Here is a 25,225-nt window from a genome sequence, read left to right on the forward strand (position 1 = left end):
GTTTGCATCAAACCCTTATATTTATCGACCTTAAATTGTAAAATTAAAACTACAAGCACTTATCATTACCCAAAACCTCCAATCAACCCTACTCTATGCTTTTAGAACCCTTAGATCTATTGATCTTCTTTGGCTATTGCTTCCTGATTATCGGCATGGGACTTTTCGTGTCCCGAGAGAAAGAAGGTCACGTTAAAAACTCCTCTGATTATTTCCTTGCATCCAAAGCCCTTCCTTGGTGGGCTGTAGGAGCTTCCTTAATTGCCTCCAACATTTCGGCGGAGCAATTTATCGGGATGTCCGGTTCCGGCTTTGCGCTGGGTCTTGCCATCTCTACGTATGAATGGATGGCCGCCGCCACACTGTTGGTTGTTGCTATCTTTTTTCTACCCGTCTACATGAAGAAAGGCATTTATACCATGCCGGGCTTTTTGTTGGACAGATACGATACCCGTGTTCGTACGACCATGGCGGTGTTCTGGCTATTACTTTATGTATTTGTTAACCTGACCTCGGTACTTTACCTAGGGGCTTTGAGTTTGAACACCATTCTAAATATTCCACTTTCTTACGGAATTCTCGGCTTGGCTCTTTTTGCCATGATTTATTCCATTTACGGGGGGTTGAAGGCTGTAGCCTGGACCGACGTAATCCAGGTGGTTTTCCTTATCGCCGGTGGATTGGCTACCACTTTCATCGCCTTGCAAATGGTCGGTGGCGGTGACGCCTGGGCCGGTTTAAGTGTATTGCGTAGCGAGGTTCCCGGACATTTCTCCATGATCCTCAGCCAAGGCGAAATGATGATTCCTGACGGAAAAGGAGGCACCCGCGACGCATATTTGGATCTCCCTGGACTTTCGGTTTTGGTCGGTGGGATGTGGATTACCAATTTGAGTTATTGGGGATTCAACCAATACATCACTCAGCGAGCACTTGCTGCCAAGAGCTTGGATGAGGCCCAAAAAGGGATGATTTTCGCAGGTTTCCTAAAGCTTCTGATGCCTTTGATCGTGGTAATTCCCGGAATTGCTGCTTTGGTAATTGTCAATAACGGGCTGGATGCAGGGTTTATTGAATCCATGAAAGATCCGGCTACGGGCTTGATTAAGTCTGACCGCGCTTATCCAACTTTGCTTCAGGTTTTACCTACCGGCTTGAAGGGACTTGCTTTTGCAGCACTGACCGCCGCGATTGTTTCTTCTTTGGCGTCCATGGCAAACAGTACCTCCACCATCTTCACGATGGATATCTACAACAAGTATTTTGGTAAAGAGAAATCCGAGGCTCACCAAGTGAAAGTGGGACGAATTACTGCAATCGTGGCGTTTCTCATTGCTGCTATAGTTGCACCTGCATTGGGTCAGTTGGATCAGGCATTTCAGTTCATTCAGGAATACACAGGCTTTATCAGTCCGGGTGTTTTTGCCATTTTCTTCTTTGGGGTTTTCTGGAAGAAAACCACTTCCAATGCCGCTTTAGTCGGAGCCGCTTTGAGTATTCCTTTGTCAGTTGTGTTGAAAATCATGCTGCCAAACCTGCCATTCATCGACCGAATGGGATGGGTGTTTTTGATTTTGGCGACCTTGATGATTGTCATCAGCTTGGCTGAAGGCAAAGGAAAAGATCATCCAAAGAGCATCGAGATCAATGCGGAACTGTTCAAAACCAGTACTGGATTTAAGATCGGTGCAATTTTGATTGCTGGAATTATTGCAGGTCTCTATACTATTTTCTGGTAAGCGATTATGAGAAAATTACTTCTTGGACTCGATATAGGAAGCTCATCGGTGAAAGCATCCTTGCTCGATGCCGAAACAGGAAAATCAATCGCATCCAAGGCTTTTCCCGAAGAGGAAATGCCAATCAATTCCCCCGAAACGGGCTGGGCCGAGCAGGATCCGGAAATGTGGTGGAAATATGTCAAACAGACCATAGCGTTTGTTCAGCAAAAAGCAGATGTCAAAAAAGGCGAGCTAAAAGCGATTGGAATAGCTTACCAGATGCACGGCTTGGTCTGTGTTGATAAAGATCAGAAAGTCCTGAGGCCTTCGATCATCTGGTGTGACAGCCGGGCAGTGGGAATTGGGGATAAGGCTTTCAAAGGTCTCGGAGCAGAGTATTGCCTTCCGCATTTGCTCAATTCCCCCGGGAATTTCACAGCATCCAAGCTCAGATGGGTGATGGAAAATGAACCTCATACTGCCGCAAAAATCCACAAGATCATGCTTCCGGGTGATTACATTGCCATGAAGCTTAGTGGTGAAATTCTTACCTCTGAGACAGGTCTTTCTGAGGGGATTTTCTGGGATTTTCAGGAAAATGGCTTGAGTAAAAAACTGCTCAAGCAAATGGAAATCCCTAAAGAATGGATTCCCGAGGCGGTACCATCCTTTTCTGTTCAGGGAAAAGTGACTAATGCTGCGGCAAATGAAACCGGGCTGGAAGCTGGAGTACCGATTTCGTATCGGGCAGGAGACCAACCCAATAATGCATTTTCGCTTCAAGTATTGAAACCAGGAGAATTGGCCACTACGGCCGGCACCTCTGGAACGGTCTATGGTGTCTGTGATACACCACTTTATGATCCACAGTCCCGGGTCAATACCTTTGTTCATGTTAACCATTCAAAGAAAAAGCCTTCCTATGGCGTTTTACTTTGTGTAAATGGCACTGGAATTCTAAACTCCTGGCTGAAAAAAGTCATGGGTGGAAATCGAATTTCGTATGAGGAAATGAACAGTTTGGGAGGTTCGGCTATGATCGGTTCGGAAGGTTTGGTGTTTATTCCTTTTGGAAACGGAGTGGAGCGGATTATGCAAAATAAACCAGTGGGCGCTCACTTGCTTGGTTTGGATTTGCTCAAACATGATAAAAGGCATGTGGTCAGGGCCGCTCAGGAAGGTATCGTTTCAGCCTTGACTTATGGTTTCCGAATCATGAAGGACATGGGGATGAATCTCCAGACAGTCAAGGCAGGTCATGCGAATATGTTTTTAAGTCCTTTGTTTCGGAAGACCTTTGTCCATATGAACCGTGTAAATCTTGAGCTTTATGACACCGATGGTGCACAGGGAGCAGCGAGAGGTGCAGGGATTGGTTCAGGGGTGTTTGGTTCGGAGGAGGAAGCGTTTAAAGGACTCCAGTTGTTGGAAACATTGGAGCCAAACAGGAATTTCTACGAACCCTATGAAGAGGCCTATTCCAACTGGGAAACAAAACTCAATCAATTAATTAACTCGGGGCTCTGATCCCCATCCTGAAATAACCTATTTACCTAAATAACCACGATAATTATGGCTAAAACCTATTTTCCATCCATCAGCAAAATTCCTTTTGAAGGAAAAGGAAGTGACAATCCGATGGCTTTTCGCTTTTACGATGAGCACCGTGTTGTAGCGGGAAAGACCATGAAGGAACACTTCAAATTTGCTATTGCCTATTGGCATTCCTTCTGCGGAACCGGCGGAGATCCGTTTGGACCGGGCACGATTTTACACCCCTGGGATGCAAGCCCGGATCCGATTCAGCGCGCAAAGGATAAAATGGATGCAGCTTTTGAATTCATTTCAAAAATCGGAGTAGACTACTATTGCTTCCATGATATTGATTTGATCGAGGAAGGTTCCAGCTTGGCTGAATATGAGAAGCGTATGCAGATCATCACAGATTATGCACTGGAGCATCAGAAGGCTTCGGGGATCAAGCTGCTTTGGGGAACTGCGAACGTCTTCAGTAATCCACGCTATATGAATGGGGCTTCCACCAATCCTAACTTTGACGTGTTGGCTTTTGCCGGGACTCAGGTAAAAAATGCGCTGGATGCCACCATCAAATTGAGCGGTGAAAATTACGTGTTCTGGGGTGGACGTGAAGGTTACATGTCATTGCTCAATACCGACATGAAGCGTGAAAAGGAACACCTTGCCCGCTTCCTGACCATGGCCAGAGACTATGCGAGAAAGAATGGATTCAAGGGTACGTTCTTCATCGAACCCAAGCCAATGGAGCCGACAAAACATCAATATGACTACGATTCGGAGACGGTAATCGGTTTCCTTCGTCATTTTGGTCTGGATAAGGATTTCAAACTCAACATCGAAGTGAACCATGCGACTTTGGCTGGCCATACCTTCCAGCATGAGCTGCAAGTGGCTGCTGATACGGGAATGTTGGGATCAATTGACGCTAACCGTGGAGACTATCAAAATGGTTGGGATACGGACCAGTTTGCCCTTAACCTGCAGGAACTTGCTGAGTCAATGTTGGTAATCCTGGCAGCAGGTGGTCTTCAAGGTGGCGGTGTAAACTTTGACGCGAAAGTCAGAAGAAACTCAACCGATCCTGAAGATTTGTTCCTTGCGCATATCGGAAGTATGGATGCATTTGCCAGAGGGCTCTTGATCGCAGCAGATATCATGGAAAAGTCAGATTATCTCGAGCGAAGAAAGAACCGCTACGCGAGTTTTGATTCCGGCAAAGGAAAGGCCTTTGAAGATGGTAAGCTGACTTTGGAAGATCTTAGAGCGTATGCCTTTGAAGTAGGAGAACCAAAGCAAATCAGCGGAAAACAGGAATACTTTGAAAATTTGATCAATCGGTTTATTTAATCGAACTTAAAGGAGACTTCGGTCTCCTTTTTTATTCCAATTCACCCTTCTATGAAAAAGCTGCTTTTCATCCTGCTTGCTTTCCCTTGGTTTGTGGCATGTGAGTTTTCCAAGCCGGACTCTGAGGTTAAGTTCCCGAAACTAATCTCGGACGGAATGGTCGTCCAGCGTGATATTCCCATCAAAATCTGGGGAAGAGGAATTCCCAAAGAAAAGGTACGGGCAAGTATGGCTGGTGCCATCGGAAGCACTCAGGTTTTGGAAGACAGTACCTGGTTGGTTCAACTCCCTCCTTTACCCGCTGGGGGGCCTTATGAGCTTCAGGTAAACCTTCAGACCATAAAGGATGTCTACATTGGAGATGTTTGGTTGGCGGGAGGACAGTCCAATATGGAATGGCCGCTGAAATCCGGAGTGATTGGTGCAGAAGAGGAATTTGCCAATCCGGATTTTTCACAAATCCGATTTTTCAAAGTGGCAAATGATTACAGTGCCGAGGAGAAAAGTGATGTTTCCGGTGGAGAGTGGAAAGTAGCCAATGGAGAAAACCTGCCTGAATTTTCCGCGGTAGCTTGGTTTTTTGCCAAGCGAAATCACCAGGAAAAAAATGTACCTGTGGGAATCATTGAGTCCAACTGGGGAGGAACGCCTGCTGAAGGCTGGACTGAGACAAAAATCCTGGCTGAAATCGAAGGAAGAAGCTATACCGCCGAATCAAAGGAAATAGTAGAAAATCCTGCCAAGTGGAGGGAAATCCTCAGTGAAAATGAGAAGAGAAGGGAAATGAGAGACCTTCTGGTCAAAAGACCTGACTCCTTGGCGGCCGGTGAAGTTTCATCGGTGGGATACAATGACGGAGATTGGAAGTCGATCAACCTTCCGGCAGGAAATCCCTTGGAGCACATTGCCTGGGTAAGAAAGAAGTTTAACCTGAGTTCAACCGGAGAGGCAATTTTGACCTTGTCGCCAATTAATCAAATGGCTTATATCTATGTCAATGGGGTGCAGGTACATTACAAAGATTGGAGTGAGACGATGTCGGAATTGAAGATTCCTGCCGAGATCCTGAAAAAAGGCCAGAATGTCCTGACTGTCCGCGCCATTAATACTTGGAACAACAAGCCGGAAATTGGAAGAAAATGGGAAATGTATTTGACTCAAAATGGCCGGAAAATCAATCTGGAAGGAGCATGGACATATTCCAATGATAAAGTGGAACCCCAACTTCCCGTCGTGGAATATCACAATTGGAGACCGGGATTTATGTTCAATGCAATGATTGCCCCGTTGACCAATTATGCCATCAAGGGTGCCATCTGGTACCAAGGAGAAAGCAATGCAGGCCGCCATGCGGAATACCGAGAGCTATTTGGGACGATGATCACCAATTGGAGAACTCGATGGGAAATAGGCGATTTTCCATTTCTTTTCGTTCAGCTGGCCAATTACATGGAACGAAAAGAACTCCAGCCGGACAGTGACTGGGCACATTTGAGAGAGGCACAGACTCAAACTTTGGAATTGCCAAACACCGGAATGGCGACTATTATAGACATTGGAGAGGAAGGCGATATTCATCCAAGAAACAAAAAGGATGTAGGGGAGAGGCTTTGGCTTCAGGCTAAAAAAGTGGCTTTTGGCGAAGACCTACTAGCCTCGGGTCCAGTATTTAAAGAAGCGAAACGTGAAGGTAATGAACTGATATTGACCTTTTCTGACTTTGGAGAAGGGTTAAAATTATCACAGGGAGAGGAACTGAAAGGGTTTGTCGTTGAAGACGCAGAAGGTCAGTTTGAAGTGGCAAAGGGGATGATATCCGGACCCAATCAGGTGAACCTTACAATTCCAGAAGGATTTGTTCCGGTAGGAATTCGATACGCATGGGCTGATAATCCAGAAGTGAATCTGGTGAATAACTTGAACCTTCCAGCCAGACCGTTTAAAGCTGGATTGTAAGTAAAAGAGCTCGGCACCAAGCCGAGCTCTTTTTTTCTTCATTTCTTCAAGCGTACAGTATTTTTAGGTACTGCTGATTTGATAGTTTTCAGTTTATTTTATCCATTAATTCTTTGGCTTTAGTCATTTCATCCATTTGTTGCTGAAATTCCGGCTTTGCTGGAACCTTCGCTACATTTTCCAGAAAATCAATGGTACTAAAAAGAACTCCCTGCCAATCCTCGGAGGTGATGGAAGAGGCGATTACGTGATCGCCCGCTTTTGGAAAAGCCATTTCTTTTTTCAATTCAGCAGGGGTTCCCAATTGGCCAAACATCTCCAGCATCCTGGGAACAGATACCACAAAATCCTGTTCCTGTTCACTTTTATAGTAATATCCCAAGAAAAGCGGCTGTTTGATTTTTGAAAAGGTTTCCGCATTCATTTCACTGTAAATCAGCGTGGCCAGACTTTGATAGCCGTTGATGTGATAATCTTCAGACCAATAGGCTTTCTTTTCCCCTTCTCGGTCTTGATGAATTACACTGTTTTCCATCATGGTTTTTTCCATCAGGAATTTTGTCCAAGGCTTGAAGAATCCTTCAAGGCGTTCTCCTCCGTCTCGAATGGCAGGGGAATATACGACCACCGCTTTTATTTCAGGTTGCTGGCTGGCCATTAGCAAAGTCAATGCTCCTCCCATGGAAGTTCCCACTACGATCACTGAGTCTCCAAGACTTTTTCCGATCTGATAGGCTTCTCCGACTGCATCCGCAAGCTTTTGCGCAGTCATGTATTCCATCCCGTTTTCCCGTTTGATTCCATGCTCGGGGAGTCGGGTCACAAAAAGATTGGCTCCAAAATGGGTGGCCAGGAAGCGATGTACAGGGTCACCTTCCATTGGACTGGCACCAAAGCCATGGATGTAAACAATGGAATAGGGAGTTTTGGTTTTGTTGGCGCTGTCAGCCCATTGAATGTATGCTTCATTTCCGGGCTTGAGGCCAATTACAGTGTCTTCACGCTGTCTGACATACGATTCCAACTCATTCAAACTGGTGGGTACTGCCGGAAAATTGATGACCAGATCCTGTCGGTCCACTTTTGGGCCCAACATATATACGATCACTAAAACCATGGCTGTGGCAAAGAGACCCAGGAAAATTTTACGAAGCATTTTGGCTAGTTGGTTTTAAGAAAAGGTGAGGTGGAGTCCATCACTTTCTGAGTTCCGTTTCTCAAAAAGAGGAAAGTTCTGGTTTTCAGTTGTGAGTAATTGGAAGGAGTGATGTTCAATTTTGACCCGAAATAAACAGAGACATTTTGGAAATCCCGCAATTCGGAGATTTTTTCCCCTTCAGGAGTGATTAAAAGGTAAGATATGTCGGTTCCGGTAGGCAAACCGGCGAAGGGTGCAAGGAGGATTACCGAAATGTTGGAGATATTTCGAAGGTTGTAAGTTTGGATACAGCTGAGCGCAAAGGCTTGACCGGGAAGGGATCCCGAATTCATTGCCTCCTTTTCCTTGATTTCCAGTTCAAAGTTGAACCTAAACTCCGAAAAAGCCACGGTGTCTGCGGATGAGGCAAATCGTTGATTTTTGTAGGGACTGAAAAATACCTGTTTGATCGAAACTGCATCAGCTTCTTTTGGTGCAGGACAACCCTCATTGAACTCCGGCTCTTCGATGCAGGATACCAAAACCAGGACAGAAAGGTAAGCCAAGCAAAGGCTGACCGTAGCCCAAGCCTTTTTGTAATCCCAGCTTTTAAATTTGTGGATCCAAACCATACCTTAAATTTAAAAATAACCTTATTATCTAGTACTTAGGATAGCAGTAGGATTTTGGATGGTTTTATTGTCTTGAGCAATGTCACTTTTATTGCTTTTTTGAAAGACTGACGGTTCCTGGATTAATCAATTTTTCCCACGGATTTGATTTTTATCAAAACACTGTGTCCTTTCGGACAAAACCTGTACGCTGCCGTACAGGTTTTTTGATTCCAAATAATTTGTTTTCAGTGACTTATAAAAAGTTGAAAATTAAATTTCCTTAACATGGAAGCAATTGATGCAACCTTTGATTTTAGCATTTTATGCAAAATCTGTCCGCTTCTGCGACAGAAAAAGCCCAAAATCCCAAATCCGATCGAAGTTTGATGATTAAAATATGACCAAATCGAAATAATCTTCTCCTGTTAAGTGTGAAAAAATTCAAATAAGGGCCTCTGAAGTTTGGCTGTTTGGACTGTGCCAAACTGAGTTGGTATGTGCTTCGCATGAAGGATATCACAACACTAAACCAACATATTTATGAAAACCTTATTCACTTTCGCACTTGCAGGCGCCTTATCTTTTAGCAGCCTAGCAGCCAACGCAGCCGACGATTTGATGGCACTTTCAGACGTTAAGGCAAAATTTAAAAAAGTTAACGTACTCCTAAGAGGTGGAGTTGGGGAGGCCAAAATCTCCTTGTTTGACCACACTGGTAGAAAGCTTCACCAACGAAAAGTCACTGTCGGTGAGCTGGACTTGATCCTGCCCTACAACTTGAACGAATTGCCTACCGGAGAGTATCAGGTGAAAATCAGCACCGATGAGGAACAGGTAGTTTACAAAGTCGAGACTTTTGAACAGCCCATTGCTACTTCCGAATTGCCTTTGGCAGCTTATGGGAAAGTTGTGGATGATCAGACCATTAACATTGCCGTGATGGGCTTGGACGAACCTGGTGTCGATGTGGAAATTCGATCTTCAGAGGATAATAAGGTTATCTTCGAAGAAGAAATCAACCAATCGGAAGGGTTCAGAAAGAACTATAAACTAAAAGGTGTTTCACCGGAAGATGTTTACATCCAGGTGACGGACTCCAAAGGTAGATCCAAAACTCTTCACTTCTAATAACAAACCAGCCTGTTGTAGAGAAGCTTCAGATCGAAAGATTTGAGGCTTTTTTGTTTTTAATTGCTTTTGAGTGCAGTCAATCCAGTTGAACTGGATTTACCTTTTTCATGGATTTGCCTAAATGAGAATTCATTTCGACTGGAATGAATAATAGAGCAAAATAATCCGGCTTTTGGAGGAGTGATCACCAAATTCTATCCGCTCAAAATGCCTAATTTTGAACAGAAACTTAAAAACCCAAATATGTTCGGACTTCACAGATCCCTTTTTTCAGAAGAGCATGAGCTTTTCAGGCAAAGTGTCAGAGCTTTTATCGCTAAAGAAATTATTCCTCAAAATGCAGAATGGGAAAAACAAAAAATGGTTTCCCGTGACTCTTGGCTGAAGTTAGGGGAAAATGGGTTTTTGGGAATTCAGGCACCGGAGTGTTATGGTGGTCTGAATATTCAGGATTTCCGATACAATGCGGTTTTGATTGAAGAACTTGGACTAAGCGGATGTTCCGGACCGGCCATCGGCTATCCGCTCCATTCAGACATTGTGATGCCTTATATTTTGCATTATGCCACCGAGGCTGCCAAAAAGAAGTACGTTCCCAAAATGGTCACAGGTGAATTTATTGGTGCAGTTGCCATGACTGAACCGGGTGCCGGCTCAGATTTGCAGGGGATGCGCACAAGTGCTGTGGACAAGGGCGACCATTACGTCGTCAATGGGTCCAAAACCTTTATAACCAACGGTTTCCTTGCGGATGTGGTCGTAGTAGCAGTAAAAACTGACCCGAATAAAGGTGCAAAAGGAATCAGTTTGCTATTAATCGACAAGGATATGCCTGGTTTTTCCAAAGGTGTTCCTTTCGAAAAAGTTGGTTTACATGCTCAGGATACCTGCGAATTGTTTTTTGAGGATGTGAAAGTTCCAAAAGAAAATCTGCTTGGAAAGCCTGGAGATGGTTTTAAATACCTAATGACCGAGTTGGCGCAAGAGCGCTTAGTTGTGGCTTTGGCGGCTGTGGCCTTGGCTGAATTTGCCCTTAAAGCTACCATTGATTACGTAAAGCAGCGAAAAGCTTTCGGGAAGACTATTTCCGAGTTTCAAAACACACGATTCAAACTGGCAGAAATGGCCGCAGCCTTGGAGCAAGGCAGAATCTATTGCGACTATCTGGTCCAGTTGCACAATGAAGGCAAGCTTGATCCGGCGATGGCATCTGCAGCTAAATACAATATGACTGAGCTTCAGTGTAAAGTGGCAGATGAATGTGTCCAACTCCATGGGGGTTACGGATACATGTGGGAATATGGAGTAGCCAGGGCTTGGGCTGATGCCCGGGTCCAGCGTATCTATGCCGGAACCAACGAGATCATGAAGGAATTGATCGCCCGAAAAATTTTGGGATGATATATAAACCTTTCACGATATAGCGTATTTTTAAATAATTGGAAAAGCAGAAAATCACCCAAAAAAACCAACGATATGACCAATTTTCCCTGGCTAAAATTTTATCCCGCTTCGGTGGATAAAGAGGTAAACTGTACAGCCTATTCCAGCATCAATGACCTTTTTGACGAAAGCGTCAGGAAGTTTGGACCGGCCGTGGCTTTTGAATGTATGGGCAAAACAATCTCCTACAGCGAGTTGGATAAACTCAGTGCCCAGTTTGCAAATTATCTAACGCAGGTATTGAAGTTGGAAAAAGGATCACGCGTAGCGATCCAAATGCCGAATATTCTCCAATATCCTGTGGCGATGTTCGGAGCACTCCGTGCCGGAATGGTAGTTGTCAATACCAATCCCCTTTACACGCCATCCGAAATGAAGCATCAGTTTAATGACTCGGGAGCTGAGGTTATTGTCATTGTGGAGAATTTTGCTTCCAATCTGGAAAAAATCAGAAATGAAATCCAAGCCAAACACATCATCACGACTGAATTGGGAGATATGTTGGGCGGACTCAAAGGGATGATCGTGAACATGGTGGTGAAGCATGTGAAGAAAATGGTTCCTCCCTTTTCCCTTCCGGGATCGGTCTCTTTCAAATCCGCGATTTCCAAAGGGGCGGGATTTACTTTCCGACCAGTGAAAACCACTTTGGATGAGCCTGCTTTCCTGCAATATACCGGAGGAACGACTGGAGTATCCAAAGGAGCTGAACTGACCCATGGAAACATCGTGGCAAACATGCAGCAGATTTCTGCTTGGATGAAACCTAAGTTGCGCGAGCGGGAGGAAATTGTGATTACAGCACTGCCGCTTTACCACATTTTTGCGCTGACAGTTAACTGTCTTGCGATGTTCAAGATTGGAGCACACAATGTCCTGATTACCAACCCAAGAGATATGAAAGCTTTCATTGGTGAGTTAGCCAAGAAAAAGTTCACTGTCATGACTGGGGTAAATACGCTGTTCAATGGACTGCTAAATCAGGAAGCCTTCAAGACGCTTGATTTCTCCGGACTGAAAATCGCAGTGGGAGGAGGGATGGCTGTTCAAAAAGCTACTGCGGAAAAATGGCATGCCGTGACGGGTGTTCCTTTGGCTGAAGGATATGGTCTAACTGAGACAGCACCAGTAGCATCCTGTAACCCAATTGACGGTACGGAACGAATCGGCACCATTGGATTGCCGCTTCCCAATACCGAAATCATGATTGCTGATGATGCTGGCAATCCAGTACCAATCGGAGAACGGGGAGAAATTCTTATTAAAGGTCCTCAGGTAATGCGGGGCTACTGGAATCGACCTGAAGAAACCGCCAATGTGATGCATGGCGATTGGTTTAAGTCAGGGGATATTGGTGTTATGGATGACGATGGGTTTGTGAAGATCGTAGATCGAAAGAAAGAAATGATCCTAGTCTCCGGCTTTAACGTCTATCCTAACGAGGTGGAAGATGCCATTGCTTCCTGCCCTGGCGTGATTGAAGTTGGGGTAATCGGAATGCCTGATCCAAAATCCACTGAGAAAGTAGTTGCTTACGTAGTGAAAAAAGATCAGAATTTAACTGCCGAGAAAGTAATTGAACATTGCAAAGGTTACCTGACCAATTACAAAGTTCCAAAAGAGGTTTTTTTCACCGATGAACTTCCAAAATCCAATGTGGGTAAAATCCTTCGCCGGAAAATCAAAGAAGCCCATATCGAAAAAATTGGAGCATAAGTCATGGAATAAAAAGAAAACAGCAATTCAATAACCTTGAAAAAACCGCGAATTAGCGGTTTTTTCGTTTTTTTGCAAACCTGAATCAAAGTCCAACTTTCAGCTTTGACTTTCTTCAAGTTAAATTTTCCATCATTCAACTTTAGAATTTTTCAATTCCCGATGACTTGGCAATTAATCAAAGACGCAATTCTGGGCAAGGAGCAGGATTTCACAAGCCTTCCACTAAGAACCGCAATTGTGGTTTTGGCGATTCCCATGATTTTGGAGATGATGATGGAGTCGGCTTTTGCAGTGGTCGATATCTTTTTCGTGGCGAAACTTGGTGAATATGCCATTGCCACTGTTGGGCTTACCGAGTCGGTCATCGTTTTGACCTATGCGATTGGATTTGGAATCAGTATGGCGGGAACGGCTTTGATTTCCAGAAGATTTGGTGAGAAAGAGTATCACGAAGCAGGAACCGCCACATTTCAACTACTTATTGTTGGAGGTGTGATATCCATTTTTCTGGGAGTGGGAGGCTGGATATTCGCTGCTGATTTGCTCCGAATTATGGGCGCAGAGGAAAGTGTGGTGCTATCAGGAACCAACTATGCGCGAATCGTTTTTGCCGGAAATACAGCCATTATGTTACTTTTCCTGATCAATGGTGCCTTTCGTGGTGCCGGTCAGGCTCACCTTGCCATGCGCTCGCTTTGGATTGCCAATGGCCTGAATATCGTCTTGGATCCCCTCTTGATTTTTGGAATTGGTTCATGGGATGGATTTGGACTGGATGGGGCTGCCATAGCTACAACATTTGGTAGGAGCATTGGAGTGATTTATCAATTTTACCACCTGTTCAACGGGAAGCATAAGCTGAAAATCCTGAAGGAAAATCTTCATGTCAAGTGGGAAACAATCCGTAAAATCATAGACCTCTCCTTGGGTGGAATGGGTCAGTTTCTAATTGATTCCGTGTCTTGGGTGGCTTTGACCCGTATGAATGCAGAGTTTGGGTCGGCAGCATTAGCTGGCTACACTATTGCCTTCCGGGTATTGATATTCACTATTTTACCAGCTTGGGGGCTGTCCGGAGCAGCAGCAACTTTGGTTGGTCAAAATTTGGGAGCTAAGGAACCCGGTAGGGCAGAAGAGGCTGTTTGGCTAACTACCCGGTACAATGTAATTTTCATGGCATCTGTCACCGGGATTTACCTCTTGTTTAATCAACAACTGGCAGGCTTTTTCACGGACATTCCGGAAGTAAGGGACGTTGCCGCACAGGGACTTTGGGTGATAGTTCTGGGGTATATCTTTTTTGCGGTTGGGATGGTATTGACTCAGGCCTTCAACGGTGCTGGAGATACTAGGACTCCGGCCTGGATTAACATCGGGGTTTTACTCGGGATGGAAGTGCCTTTGGCTTACCTTCTGGCTTTTACCTTTGATATGAAATACCTGGGTATTTTCATCGCCATTGCAATTTGTCACTCCTTTCACGCCTTGGTTTCCCTTTATTTTTTCCGGAAGGGAAAATGGAAAACCATGAAAGTATAAATCACATTTATTTATCTATTCGGGTCACCAGCAATTTATCTATTCGTTGCCCGTCTTTGTCTACCACTTCCAACTGGAGATTTTCTACGATGACTTTATCGCCAACTTCAGGAATACTGGCGCTTTTATGAATCATCAAGCCAGCTACGGTGGTGAAACCTTTGGTCTTCAGCAGGGTGTTTAACCCGAAGTATTTGATGAAATCAATGACGGCATACTGTCCGTCGACCAACCAGCTCGTTTCATCCCTCTGAGTGATTTGGTACTCTTCCTGGTCGATTTCCGTGGATTCTCCTACCAATGCATCCATTACATCATCCATGGACACGATTCCCATGGTACTCCCGTATTCGTCAATTACAATTCCATAATGCATCCTTTCCTTTTTAAAAAGGTCCATCACCTGATAAGCGAAGGAATTTTCATTGATGAAAAGGGGTTTTCTGGCGATTTCCTTGATTGAAAAATTTTCTTCCAAGCCTGGTCTGAAAAGATCCTTGACCATCACCATCCCAATGATACTATCCAGGTCATCATTATCACAAACCGGGTATGCGGAGTGCTTTTCGGAGTTTATTTTTTCACGCACTTCCTCCCAGGAATCGCTGGCATTGAAATAGACCAAATCCGTGCGGTGAGTAAACAAAGTATTTATTCTTCTATCTCCAAGTTCAAAAACCCGCTCCACGATGTCCTGCTCTATATCCATGATTTCTCCGCCTTCAGCGCTTTCTTTGATGATCGCCTTGATTTCTTCCTCCGAAACCTTGGATTCAGAGGTAGTTTTGATTCCAAAGAGCTTAACCAGAAAATTATTGGAAACAGATAATAGCCAGACAAAAGGTGAGGTGATATTGGACAGGATGTTCATCGGCCTGGCAACAAACATGGCGATGGGCTCGGGAAAAGTCATTCCCAAACGCTTTGGAAACAACTCACCCAGAACAATGGAGAGGTAAGTGATCAGAAGTACGATAAGTCCGGTGGATATCGTGTGGGAATAGGGAGCCAAAAATTCAATCCGTTGGATTTGAGCAGTAAGATCCGTTGTTAGATTTTCACCAGAGTACACCCCAAGTAAAATCCCGATCAAGGTGATTCCGATTTGTACAGTGGAAAGGAATTTGGTAGGGTTTTCAGCCAGTTCCAATGCGATTTTGGCATTTGAATTTCCCCGGCGCTTGGCATTTTCAAGTTTAAACTTTCGGGAAGAAACCAAGGAAAGCTCAGACATGGCAAAGACTCCATTGAACAGGACTAATAGTAAGATGATAAGGAACTCCACTGTATATCGAGGGAAATAGGTTCAGATCAATTTTTTTTAAAAATAAGGATTTCCAAAATCGAAAAGACAGGATCAAAAAGTATTAAAAGGAAAAAGGACAGCTTTTCGACTGTCCTTTGGGTATGAAGAAGGCCGGTTGAATTATCCGGATCAGGTTAATCCCGATTTTTACTTTCTTTCTTTGCGGCTTTGGCAGCACGCTTTTCTTTTAACGTCTTGGTTGGCTTTGACTTATCGTCTTTCTTTTTGCCTTCGGGTTGTTTTGCCATGATTGTGATAATTTTTTGAGTTAAAGGGAACTGGTCAACTATAAGTAAGATACTGATTTATGGTTTTGAAACTCCGCAGAAAGTCAAATTAATTTTCATCCAAAACCCGAACACTTAAAATCCTCACTTGCGAAAGTGGTCGGTCCTGTTGGTTAGTTTCTACTGCAGCTATTGCATCCACTACCTCTATCCCTTCCAGGACCTCCCCGAAAACTGTATAATTCTGATCCAGGTGGGGACTGCCTCCGATCGATTGGTATACTTGCCGATGGACTTCGGGAATACGATATCGCTCAAAATTGGAATATCCTGCCACCATGTCATTTATCCGCTTGTCGAGCCGGTTAATTTCCAATGAGTCCTTGTTTGTGCGGGCAAGTTCCAATGAATCCAAAAGAGGCTTGTTAGCCGGATCATTGATGGCGTAATGCCTTGCCAAAAATTGGTTGATCCGGTTTTCGTTGTGCGTCAGCAAACTGTCGTTTTGAATTTTTCCTTGGACAATGTAAAACTGTGTACTGCTTGATGCCCGCTGAGGGTTATTGGTTCGTGCTGCCCCAAGTGCGCCCTTCTTGTGGTAAAGTGTGGGTACGATTTCCGCTGGAATCTGATACGGGAGATCCGAACTTCCCAATCGGGACAGAGAGTCGGCGTTTTTGCTTTGGATATCTCCTGCCTGGATCATGAAATCCTTGATCACGCGATGGAAAAGTAAGCTGTCGTAGGTTTTGTTTTCTATAAGTTTGAGGAAATTGTCCCGATGGAGTGGCGTCTCATCGTAAAGCAGGAGGACTATTCTGCCGTAATTGGTGACCATTTCAATCCGGACGGGCTGACCTTCGACTCTTTCCATTGATTTGGAAAGACCGTTTTTTTCTCCCGGCAGAAAAGAAGTCAAAAGCGGAATAAAGAGAAATAGGATGGATTTTAATGACATGGATGAAGTATTTCTAAAATTGAAATAACGAACAAAAATTGAAAACACACGACGATACTCAAGGAGGTAAGGATTTACTTTTTCTCAATGGAAAGGACAAAAGCTGCCATGGCTTTTGCGTCCTCCGGGTTAAGTTTGGGATGGGCACTCATAACCGGATAGCCCCAAGTGCCCGAGCCTCCGCTGATGATTTTTCTGGCCAAAAGATCTAAATAGACCTCTTGAACCGGATACCTTTTGGCAATATCAGAGAATGATGGCCCCTTGGCTTTACTTTCTTCTTTGTGGCACTGGTAGCAATCCGAATAAGCAACGAGGACTTCTCCTTTTTTGACTAAGCTGGAATCGACCGCTTCATCTCCTCCTGGAACAATGAAAAATTCCTTTTTCGCTTCTGTTCCCGACACATTCACCATTTCCTTTGGATCTTTTTGAGCGCAAAAAGAATAAAGAAAGATGCAAGTAAGAATTGCCAGGATTGATCCGGGTTTCATGGGTTTGGAACTGAGTCGTAAAGTAAGATAGAAAAGAAACGACGATGCATGTAATTTCTTTTTCCAAATCGAGATGCTTAAAAAGTCAGCTTTATCCCATTAATTGATCCAAAAATGCCTTCCAGGCTGCATTTTCCATTAATATCAAGGTAAAGGCAATCCCGAGTAGGATCAGCCCTGTCCCAATTTTGGTTGCGGGATGAATTTTCTTTTGAGCTTGGAAATCATGGACTCCCATCACTAAAACCAGCACAACCCAAAGCGGAACGGATAGGTATTGGTTGAGATTTAATCCCAGAATTATCCGACCAAGGGCAGGAAAGACAGCTGATAGACTCACGAATGTCATGTAGCGTTTGTGGTATTCAGCCCGGAAGCGATTCGTCCAGGCTAGGTAAAAAAGGATGATGAAGTTGATCAGGATAAAGGTGTTGATCGTGGAAAACACAAACCCATCCGGCCTGCTGTAATGGACCACACTCATCCAGATTCCGCTGACCACAATCCCCAAAGCCAAGAGTAGGCTGCTTTTCCCGAGGGTTTTATGAAGGGAGATGTTTCCCGATCTGATCAGATTGGATTGAATGACGATCAGGATGTACCACAGAAACATGATCAATCCGTGGAGGTACACAATTCCGGAAGTAGGAGGCAGTTTATCGGGATGAACCAGGGCATTCAATCCAAATCCTCCAAAAACCAAGACAAGAATGATCAGATGGAAATAAAAGTAAGAAGCAGGTCTGGATGAGGATAAAGTCTTCATAGGCAGGTGTTTGATTGCTGAATTTAAAAATTATCTGAGATCTTAACAGCAAGGCTAGAATCGAAATAGAAACGGGTGGGATTTGTCAACAGTGAACTGTGAGCAACAGGAAAAATCGGAAGCCTATCCCTCTATAAAGAGGTGCAATCAGCTAATTGATAAATGGAAAAGCAAATAGCCGGAGGAGATTAACTCCACCGGCTATTAACAGACGAATAATTATGATTAATCTATCCTGAAAATCCGATTTCCGATATCAGAAATCCAACATCAATTTACTTCTGTTGCTCCAGGAAGGACACCAAGGACGCCAACTCTTCGAATGAAAGTGCATTGGCCAGGCCGGAAGGCATCATTGAGTTTTCCAGTTCCTTTCGTTCTTTGATGTTTTTCTTTTCAAGTTTGGTGGCATTTCCGGCGATATCCCGAACGGTGAGTTCCTGAGCCGATTCACCGGTCACAAATCCCATGAATGTTCTTCCGTCGTTGGTTGTGACTTGTACAGAAGCAAAACCCTGAGAAATCGAAGCATTCGGTTTGAGGATGGATTCCACTATCTGGTCGCGATTCATGATCGAACCGATTTGACCCATGAAAGGACCTTTCATAACCTGACCTTTTTCGATGCTGTGGCAGGCAATACATCCCTGACTGGTGAAGAGCGCTTTTCCTTTTACTGCATCTCCTTTAATGGAGGCCATGGCCAGAACCACGTCTTCGATGGAGGATTCACCTACCTGACCTTTTTTGTTCTTGATGGATTCCAGATCTACCGCTGCTTCCTCTACCACTGGAGCTTCAGATTCAGTTCCCAATTCTACAATTCCCAATCTCATTCGATCATTCAGTGCCGCAAAAAAGGCTTTTTTGGATTCTCCACCTGCGGTGAATTCACCCATCAGGAAGGATTTGATTTTTTCGGAAGCTTCCCAATCGATCGCTTTGTAGTATGGGCCATGGGTATCTGGCCTGGTTCCCCACCACCAGCTGCCATCATAGGGAGCCTCTATTTGATAAATTCTGGATAGGGTAGTCAAAATTTCGTCCTTTTTCGCCTGCTCATCCGTGTCCTGATAGGAAGCAATTAACCCGTCGACGGCTCTTGTGTCATGCATGTAACGCAATGCCCAAAGGGCCAATTTGTATTGATCGGAATCAAGAGCATCCACACAGGCTTCGACTGCATGGAGTTCCACCAATGCCTTTACGGCCAGATGGGGAAGTACAATTGCTGAATTTGGAGTGGCATGTGGACCTTCGGTTCCTTTTTCAGGGGTTTTGGCCGATTCCGGAACCGCAACTTCCAAAAGCACATCAGCTGCTTCAGGATTTCCGATTCTTCCCAAGCCTACAATTGCCGCAGCTTGAACTCTTGGATTTGCATCCTTTACTGAGGAAGTATATAAGTCCACTGGGACTGCCTGAAGGCAGGTTTTGCGGTCTGCCATTGCCCGTAGGGCAAATTCACGGATTTTGTCTTCTTCACTCAGTTTGATGAGTTCTTCAACACCGGAGGCACAGGCTGCCTGGGCATAAGTGAAAATTCCGGCTACCCGAGCAGCGAGTGGAAGAGATTTGTCCTGTGCAATTTTCAAGGCTTCCACTGCAACTTCTTCCTTGGATCGGGTGAGCATTTCCTGTTGGGCATGCAAGCGGGTGACGGAATTGGTAGCTTTTAGCAATTGGGCCAACTCGCTGACTGAAGCAGCTTTTAGATCTGGGAAGGCCTCGTATTTCCAGTCTTTTGGAACCACCCTAACCACGTAGCCTTTTTCAGGACTTCCCCGGTATCCAGCTCCATCCCAAGCAGAAAGGAACATCCGCCCGGAACCGTCCACATCCACATCCGATATTTGGGACAGCTTAATGAATTCCTCATCTTTCTGGGTAAAACTCGGTCCATCCATGGTCACGCGGTGAATGTACAATTGACTTTTCCCCCAGTCTGCCATCATCGGAACCTGATTGTATTTCTGGGGCCAACGACTGTCGTCCATGAAATAGGAACCGGTGCCGGAGCCACCACCCAAATCTGCAAGAGCTGGAAGAATTTCGTCCGTAAAGTTTTTAAACAGGCTTGGATACCCATATTCTGCGCTTTGGATGTGATGGATAAATCTGATGTTCCAGCCGCCACCGTCATTGGTATTGCCTCTGGTGTAGATATTCATAAATGGATCAATGGCTACATCATAGATGTTTCTTGTGCCATGGGTATACACTTCCATTTCGGTTCCGTCGGGTCTCACGCGAACAATTCCACCCCCGAGCATGGTCAATTTCTTTCCAGTCCGGTCCTCTGCATCATGAAATCCAAAATCTCCTACTGCTATGTAAATCCATCCATCGATCCCCATTCGGATCCCGTTGGTAGAGTGATCAGTTCCACGGTCGCGGAGGTGTTTTGGTGAGCTTATACTTTTGATCAAAGGGTTACCCGGACCATCTGCGACACCGTCTTTGTTTTTATCCTCAAAGACAACCAAATCCATCCCGGAGGCCAGGCTGTCGGTGCCAAAGGTGGTGTGGAGAACAAAGACCTGGTCACCCAAAGCGATGATTCCTCTCGGATTGTCCACTTTTACAAATTCGGTATGTGAATCAAGGGTGCCGTCATGGTTACTGTCCACCAGTTTCACAATGCTGCCTTTTCCGGGTGTTTTACCCAGCGAACCGATCATATCGACCCCAACAAAAACTTCTCCCGTAGGTGCTACGGCAAGGCAGGATGGACTGGGCACTAAATCAGGCCCTGCAAAATTGGTAATCACAAGATCAGTGCTGTCCCGTTGGATGTTGTTTGGGTCGAGTCCCGGAGGAGAGAAGTACTCGGAGAGTTCACCAAGATCAGCTGTTTCGGATGGCTTGTATTTGGAACATCCAGCTAAAACAGAAATTGCCAACAGGCTCAATAGGGGAAGATGATTTTTATACATCGCAAAAATCCAGTTAGGTTATTTCAGGTTGGAATTTGGTGATTCCAGCCATGAATATATGGGATTCCCCGGGTGGAGTTTTCCTGTTTTCCATCAAACCATGAGTGTAATCGGTCAAATTTTGATGAATGGCTGATTTGGAGCGGCATTGCCATTGGTTTCGTTTACCTGTCGTTCCTTATTCCTATGGGGCCGTTTGTCATCGAAGTAAATTTGAGGGTGAGAAATTTTTCGATTCTTCGAAAGGTGAAGTTGTAGGATAAATCGCCGAGAAACATTAGCAGTGAAATCGGGAGATTTAAAAGGGGGAAAAAAATTGGCAAAAAAAACGCGGGGAATGCCCGCGTTGAATTTGTGAATTATGGAATTTACTGGTTTACCACCACGTAGATACTTTGATTGTTGTGCTTTGCCAGCAATTCTGCCTGTTGGAACGTTTTTTCAAACTGATGCTTTACTTCAGATGGATTGCCGTAAAATTCGGCCACGATGCGTAGGTTTTTGTCCACCAAAGTGATGGTAGGAAGTTCTTTCAATTCTGAAATTTCGATTTGGTAGTTCATTTCTTCCAATTTCTGAGTTTCAGATGAAGTGGCTAATGCAAAGGGAAGTGTCCCCAGAAACAGTGCGGTAGATAACAGGATTGCCTTTGTGGAGATGCTGTTTTCTTTCAAGTTGGTTTTCATAGTAGTTTAAATAAGTTGTATTGCTCATCATAACGGATCCGCTTGGGGTAGGTTGTGATTTTTTCAAAAAAAACAGAAATATATTTTAAATACTCCCTTAAAAAATGACGATTGTTCTGAAAATGAATTTTATGATCATCCAAACCATGATTTATTCTGATTTGGTTTCAGGCTAAATACGGCCCGTAGATTAAAATCGCAATAGCAAATGCTGTTAATGCTGCGAAAGTGACTGCCCCGGAGGCCACGTCTTTAATGAAGCCGATTTTGGTGTGATACTCAGGATGAATAAAATCACAGATTTTTTCCACGGCAGTGTTTAGACTTTCGATGGAGAGGACTAGCCCAATTGCCAAAAATTGCAAAGCCCAATCCACTCGGCTGAGATCAAAGTAAATTCCCAAGCCTGTAAAAATCAGTCCAATAAAAACCTGGGAAATGATGGCATTTTCGGTGGTCAGGAGCAGGAAAAAACCTTTTATCGCATACTTGATGCTTTTGATTCGACCAATGATAAATCCGGACATGACAGTTGAATTTTGTTTTGAAAGAAAAATAGGGAAAAGCTCTAGGTTCTACTAGATTCCTGAAGGATGTTGCGAAAAATAAAAATCCCGGATTTTACCGGGATTTAGGTTGGTTTCTTTTGATTCTTCGGGTTTTGGTAAGCAGAGAGGGCCAAGAAAAATTCATTCAAACAGGTAAAGCGTCTCTTTTTCCACGTCTTTGCTCATCATGTATTCCAGTCTCATTTTGCAACGCTGGAGGCTTTCAAAGGATTCCAGGTCGATCCCGGGATGGCTCGAATTGGTAAATCGTACCGCTGTGCCTGCCATGCAAACCATGAGCATGCCCTTACCTCCTCCGACTTCCGAATAGTCAATATCGGTACCGAGGATCGCATGTGCTCCCATCAGGAGGGCTTTGGTTCTTAGGATGGTCATGCAGTTTTCTTCACCTTTTTTGATTTTGGAGTTGAATACATTGGATTCTTTTCCAAAAAAGTCAGTCCAGCTGGAGGCGATTTCGGAGATCATTCCGGTACCAATCACTGACTGGGAAGTGACTATTCCAAGCGTATTGTATTCCCAGTTGGAAGGGGAGTGGACGGTGACAATTGGAATGTTTTGAAGCTCGGTTTCCAATCTTTCCTTCAGATGCTTCAATTCTTCATGAAAGTTGGACTTAGCCAACTTCAGCATGTCATTAAGGCATTGGCTGCAATAGGATTCCGAGGTGTTTTCGGTAAAATCATGGATGAAAGCGACCTGCTTTTCATTGGCCAGCCGATTTTCTTTCAGAAACCCTGATTTGATTTCTGCATTGCAATTTGGGCAGTGTGTCATTGATTGTAAAAGGTGGATTGGTGATAAGGAGTTTGGTAATAATATAGGAAAATAAAAAAATGGAAGGCTAAAATTCAATCAACCTGATTTTAATCAGGTTGATTGAAAAGGATGGCGAGCTGTATGCTTTTTGGGGAGGTAATTGGGCTTCGCAAACCTTTGATTCAATCTAGTTTTGATTACCCAGGTTTTACCGCATTCTTCCTCCGCCTGCTCGTCCACCGCCACCTCGGTAGGCTCCGCCCATGTTTCCTCCACGGTTTGACTGCTGGAAGCTTTGGTTTTGAGTAGCACTTCGTTGTCGGTTTTGGTAATCCCTGTTCATTTGGGAAGACTGGTTTGTTCCCTGCCATTGATTCCCTTGGCGCTGACTCCAGTTGCCGTTACTGTCACGGTTGTATACGTTTCCGGCTTTGTCAGAATAGACGTCCCGACTTCCGGCACCGGCCATGGCTCCACGATTGGAAGGCTGCTGAGCGGTGGATGGAGTTCGGTCGCTTGGAGTTTTTGATCTGTCGGCAGTGGACACGCCTGGTTGAGTGCTTGGTCTTTGTGTTCTGCTTGGCTGTTGAGAAGCGGAAGCACCGCCTCTGTCACCTCTGGGGATATCTTTGGTGGTGGCGCCGTTTCGTTTGTTGTAAATATTATTGGATCGGTCGATGTTGATGTCCCCGTTGTTTATAAAGACATTGTTCCCATATCCTCCTCCATAATAAGGCGGTCTGTATGCACCCGGTCCCCAATATCCCCCACCTCCATACACGCTGAAGGTGAAAAACCCATAACTCATGTGGAATCCCATGCTCCATCCTGTCCATGGATTGTAATGCATGCTGAATCCATAGGTCACCGGACGTGGATAATAATAGGGTCCATACCATGGATTGTAATAATAACCAGTTCCATACACCACAGTTGGTCCATAGACATAGCTACCCATGTATCCTGGAGTATACCCTACATAGACCACTTCAGGGGTACTCTCATAGACATAAACATATTTGACATTGTATGCAGGAGAAGTTGCGGGGATTTCTTCCACGTCTTTTGGACGCTTATCGCTGACTTCCCAAGGACCCTTGGCACTGGAAGAAACAAACCACACCCCGTTGTCCACGGCATAAAACTCCTTTCCAGACTTCAGCACGGTGCTTTTGGTATTCATAGCCAACTCAAGGGAGGTGCCTTCGATCGGTTCAAATTTAGGCTCTCCATCGTAGGTGACTTCGCAAGTAGCCTTATCCCGGTCCACTTTGGCAGTCTGAGGAACTTGTGCATCGTGGATGGCATCCAAACTTGACTGGGTACCAGGAACACTTACTAATACTTGGCCTTTGGGTGAATCCTCCGGTATTTTCGCAAAGTCAGCAGGTAGCTCCTCGGCCGGAATGTATTCCCATGGTCCTTCCAGTTTGCCTGAGGCATACCACCTTCCGGATAGAAGCAAGTAATACTTTTGGTTGTCCAGATACCTGAAAATATTATCCTCTGTGTTGGATAGGTAGAGTAGGTTGGTCCCTTGAATACTTGCAAAATCCGCCTTGCCGTCAGATTGGATGATCTCTGCAGGCTTGGTGCTTGAAATCACCTTTTTGGGTGCTTTCGCATTGGGGTTTGGTTTTTCGGTCTGTTGTTTTTTGATCTGCTCATCCACCGATTTGATGGATTTGGGAAGGGAGGATGTGAGCGAATAGCCTTCTTTGATTGCCTGAGACACATACCAGCCTTGGCCTGCATAGAGGTAGTACTTTTTGTCTTCTGTGGCTTTAAGGATCAAATAGGGGGTGTTGATCACCCGATCCATTTTTAGGTCTTTGTCCTGTTCCACTTTTGGTTCCCCGTCAAAAAGAACCAGCAAAGTCGGTTCTTCCGCATAGAATATTTGAGGCGGCTCGTTATTCAGTCTCTCGCTGACTACCGCTTGATCCATTTCGATTGTGGCATTGACCTCATCGATGGTAGATTCTATTCCCCATAGCGGGATTTCAGCCTCCAGAAGTTGTTTCAACTTGGTGATTTTGCTTTGATCTTCCACTCCTGGAAGTTTGACATCAGTGATTTTGATACTTTCCAGTGTCAAGGTCCGGTCATCCCGGTCGGTCATCATGGTAGCCGAATACCAAAACACCCCAAAGACCAACTCGGATCCAGGGGTTTCTTCCGCGGAAAAGGCAGCTCTTCCTTTGATAATGTTCCCGTTAAGGGTTTCAGGCTGGGGCTGATAGACGGTGATTCGGGCACCGCCTTTTGCAAAGATGTCTTTCGGCCAGTTTATTTGTGCATAGGAAGTTGACTGGATAAGTAAGAGAAAGACCAAGCACAAAACCGCTTTAGTTCTATTGGTGTTCATACTACCGTT

Annotated in this window: 19 protein-coding genes; 8 read left to right on the forward strand and 11 right to left on the reverse strand. The window is 44.7% G+C overall.

The window, feature by feature from the left end; all coding sequences use genetic code 11:
* The first annotated feature begins 95 nt into the window (after positions 1–95).
* The 4 genes from D0X99_RS12925 to D0X99_RS12940 are packed head-to-tail and all read left to right on the forward strand — an operon-like array spanning position 96 to position 6,563.
* Positions 96–1,739 carry a sodium/sugar symporter gene (locus tag D0X99_RS12925; RefSeq protein WP_119478257.1) on the forward strand — a complete coding sequence of 548 codons (1,644 nt, stop codon included), beginning with the start codon at positions 96–98 and terminating at the stop codon, positions 1,737–1,739.
* Between the two features lie 6 nt (positions 1,740–1,745).
* Positions 1,746–3,248: a xylulokinase gene (locus D0X99_RS12930; RefSeq protein WP_119478258.1), complete on the forward strand. Its 1,503-nt coding sequence runs from the start codon at positions 1,746–1,748 to the stop codon at positions 3,246–3,248.
* 45 nt (positions 3,249–3,293) lie between these two features.
* Complete coding sequence (xylA, locus tag D0X99_RS12935) at positions 3,294–4,607, forward strand: xylose isomerase (protein WP_119478259.1); 1,314 nt, start codon at positions 3,294–3,296, stop codon at positions 4,605–4,607.
* A gap of 51 nt (positions 4,608–4,658) precedes the next feature.
* The gene (locus D0X99_RS12940) at positions 4,659–6,563 is read left to right on the forward strand and encodes a sialate O-acetylesterase (protein ID WP_119478260.1); all 1,905 of its coding nucleotides are present in this window, start codon (positions 4,659–4,661) and stop codon (positions 6,561–6,563) included.
* A gap of 88 nt (positions 6,564–6,651) precedes the next feature.
* Here the strand turns inward: D0X99_RS12940 and D0X99_RS12945 are convergent, their stop codons facing one another.
* Together D0X99_RS12945 and D0X99_RS12950 are read right to left on the reverse strand one after the other, a co-directional pair.
* Complete coding sequence (locus D0X99_RS12945; RefSeq protein ID WP_119478261.1) at positions 6,652–7,719, reverse strand: alpha/beta hydrolase; 1,068 nt, start codon at positions 7,717–7,719, stop codon at positions 6,652–6,654.
* A gap of 5 nt (positions 7,720–7,724) precedes the next feature.
* Positions 7,725–8,333, reverse strand: a complete 609-nt coding sequence (locus D0X99_RS12950; RefSeq protein WP_119478262.1) for a hypothetical protein — start codon at positions 8,331–8,333, stop codon at positions 7,725–7,727.
* A gap of 522 nt (positions 8,334–8,855) precedes the next feature.
* Here D0X99_RS12950 and D0X99_RS12955 point away from each other — a divergent pair.
* From D0X99_RS12955 to D0X99_RS12970, 4 genes are all read left to right on the forward strand, one after another.
* Positions 8,856–9,443 carry a T9SS type A sorting domain-containing protein gene (locus D0X99_RS12955; protein WP_119478263.1) on the forward strand — a complete coding sequence of 196 codons (588 nt, stop codon included), beginning with the start codon at positions 8,856–8,858 and terminating at the stop codon, positions 9,441–9,443.
* A 246-nt stretch (positions 9,444–9,689) separates the two neighbouring features.
* Positions 9,690–10,847, forward strand: coding sequence for an acyl-CoA dehydrogenase family protein (locus D0X99_RS12960; RefSeq protein WP_119478441.1), 1,158 nt, complete (start codon positions 9,690–9,692; stop codon positions 10,845–10,847).
* Between the two features lie 75 nt (positions 10,848–10,922).
* Positions 10,923–12,605, forward strand: coding sequence for an AMP-binding protein (locus D0X99_RS12965; protein WP_119478264.1), 1,683 nt, complete (start codon positions 10,923–10,925; stop codon positions 12,603–12,605).
* A 162-nt stretch (positions 12,606–12,767) separates the two neighbouring features.
* Entirely contained in the window at positions 12,768–14,147 is a 1,380-nt protein-coding gene (locus D0X99_RS12970) for an MATE family efflux transporter (RefSeq protein ID WP_119478265.1), read from the forward strand.
* Positions 14,148–14,154: 7 nt separating this feature from the next.
* Here the strand turns inward: D0X99_RS12970 and D0X99_RS12975 are convergent, their stop codons facing one another.
* The 9 genes from D0X99_RS12975 to D0X99_RS13015 form a co-directional block, all read right to left on the reverse strand.
* The gene (locus D0X99_RS12975; RefSeq protein ID WP_119478266.1) at positions 14,155–15,432 is read right to left on the reverse strand and encodes a hemolysin family protein; all 1,278 of its coding nucleotides are present in this window, start codon (positions 15,430–15,432) and stop codon (positions 14,155–14,157) included.
* Positions 15,433–15,789: 357 nt separating this feature from the next.
* On the reverse strand, positions 15,790–16,638 hold the full coding sequence (locus tag D0X99_RS12980; RefSeq protein WP_119478267.1) for a peptidylprolyl isomerase: 849 nt from the start codon (positions 16,636–16,638) through the stop codon (positions 15,790–15,792).
* A gap of 74 nt (positions 16,639–16,712) precedes the next feature.
* Positions 16,713–17,132 (reverse strand): c-type cytochrome, encoded by a 420-nt coding sequence (locus D0X99_RS12985; protein WP_233553717.1) that lies wholly within the window; start codon positions 17,130–17,132, stop codon positions 16,713–16,715.
* 91 nt (positions 17,133–17,223) lie between these two features.
* Positions 17,224–17,898 (reverse strand): hypothetical protein, encoded by a 675-nt coding sequence (locus D0X99_RS12990; protein ID WP_119478268.1) that lies wholly within the window; start codon positions 17,896–17,898, stop codon positions 17,224–17,226.
* A 275-nt stretch (positions 17,899–18,173) separates the two neighbouring features.
* Positions 18,174–20,834 (reverse strand): DUF7133 domain-containing protein, encoded by a 2,661-nt coding sequence (locus D0X99_RS12995; RefSeq protein WP_119478269.1) that lies wholly within the window; start codon positions 20,832–20,834, stop codon positions 18,174–18,176.
* 368 nt (positions 20,835–21,202) lie between these two features.
* Positions 21,203–21,520: a hypothetical protein gene (locus tag D0X99_RS13000; RefSeq protein ID WP_119478270.1), complete on the reverse strand. Its 318-nt coding sequence runs from the start codon at positions 21,518–21,520 to the stop codon at positions 21,203–21,205.
* A 167-nt stretch (positions 21,521–21,687) separates the two neighbouring features.
* Complete coding sequence (locus D0X99_RS13005; RefSeq protein WP_119478271.1) at positions 21,688–22,047, reverse strand: diacylglycerol kinase; 360 nt, start codon at positions 22,045–22,047, stop codon at positions 21,688–21,690.
* A gap of 162 nt (positions 22,048–22,209) precedes the next feature.
* Positions 22,210–22,866, reverse strand: coding sequence for a YbjQ family protein (locus D0X99_RS13010; RefSeq protein ID WP_119478272.1), 657 nt, complete (start codon positions 22,864–22,866; stop codon positions 22,210–22,212).
* Between the two features lie 190 nt (positions 22,867–23,056).
* Positions 23,057–25,216 carry a hypothetical protein gene (locus D0X99_RS13015; protein WP_119478273.1) on the reverse strand — a complete coding sequence of 720 codons (2,160 nt, stop codon included), beginning with the start codon at positions 25,214–25,216 and terminating at the stop codon, positions 23,057–23,059.
* Between the last annotated feature and the right edge of the window lie 9 nt (positions 25,217–25,225).

Origin of the sequence: Algoriphagus lacus, from assembly GCF_003583985.1 — a bacterium.
GTDB lineage: Bacteria > Bacteroidota > Bacteroidia > Cytophagales > Cyclobacteriaceae > Algoriphagus > Algoriphagus lacus.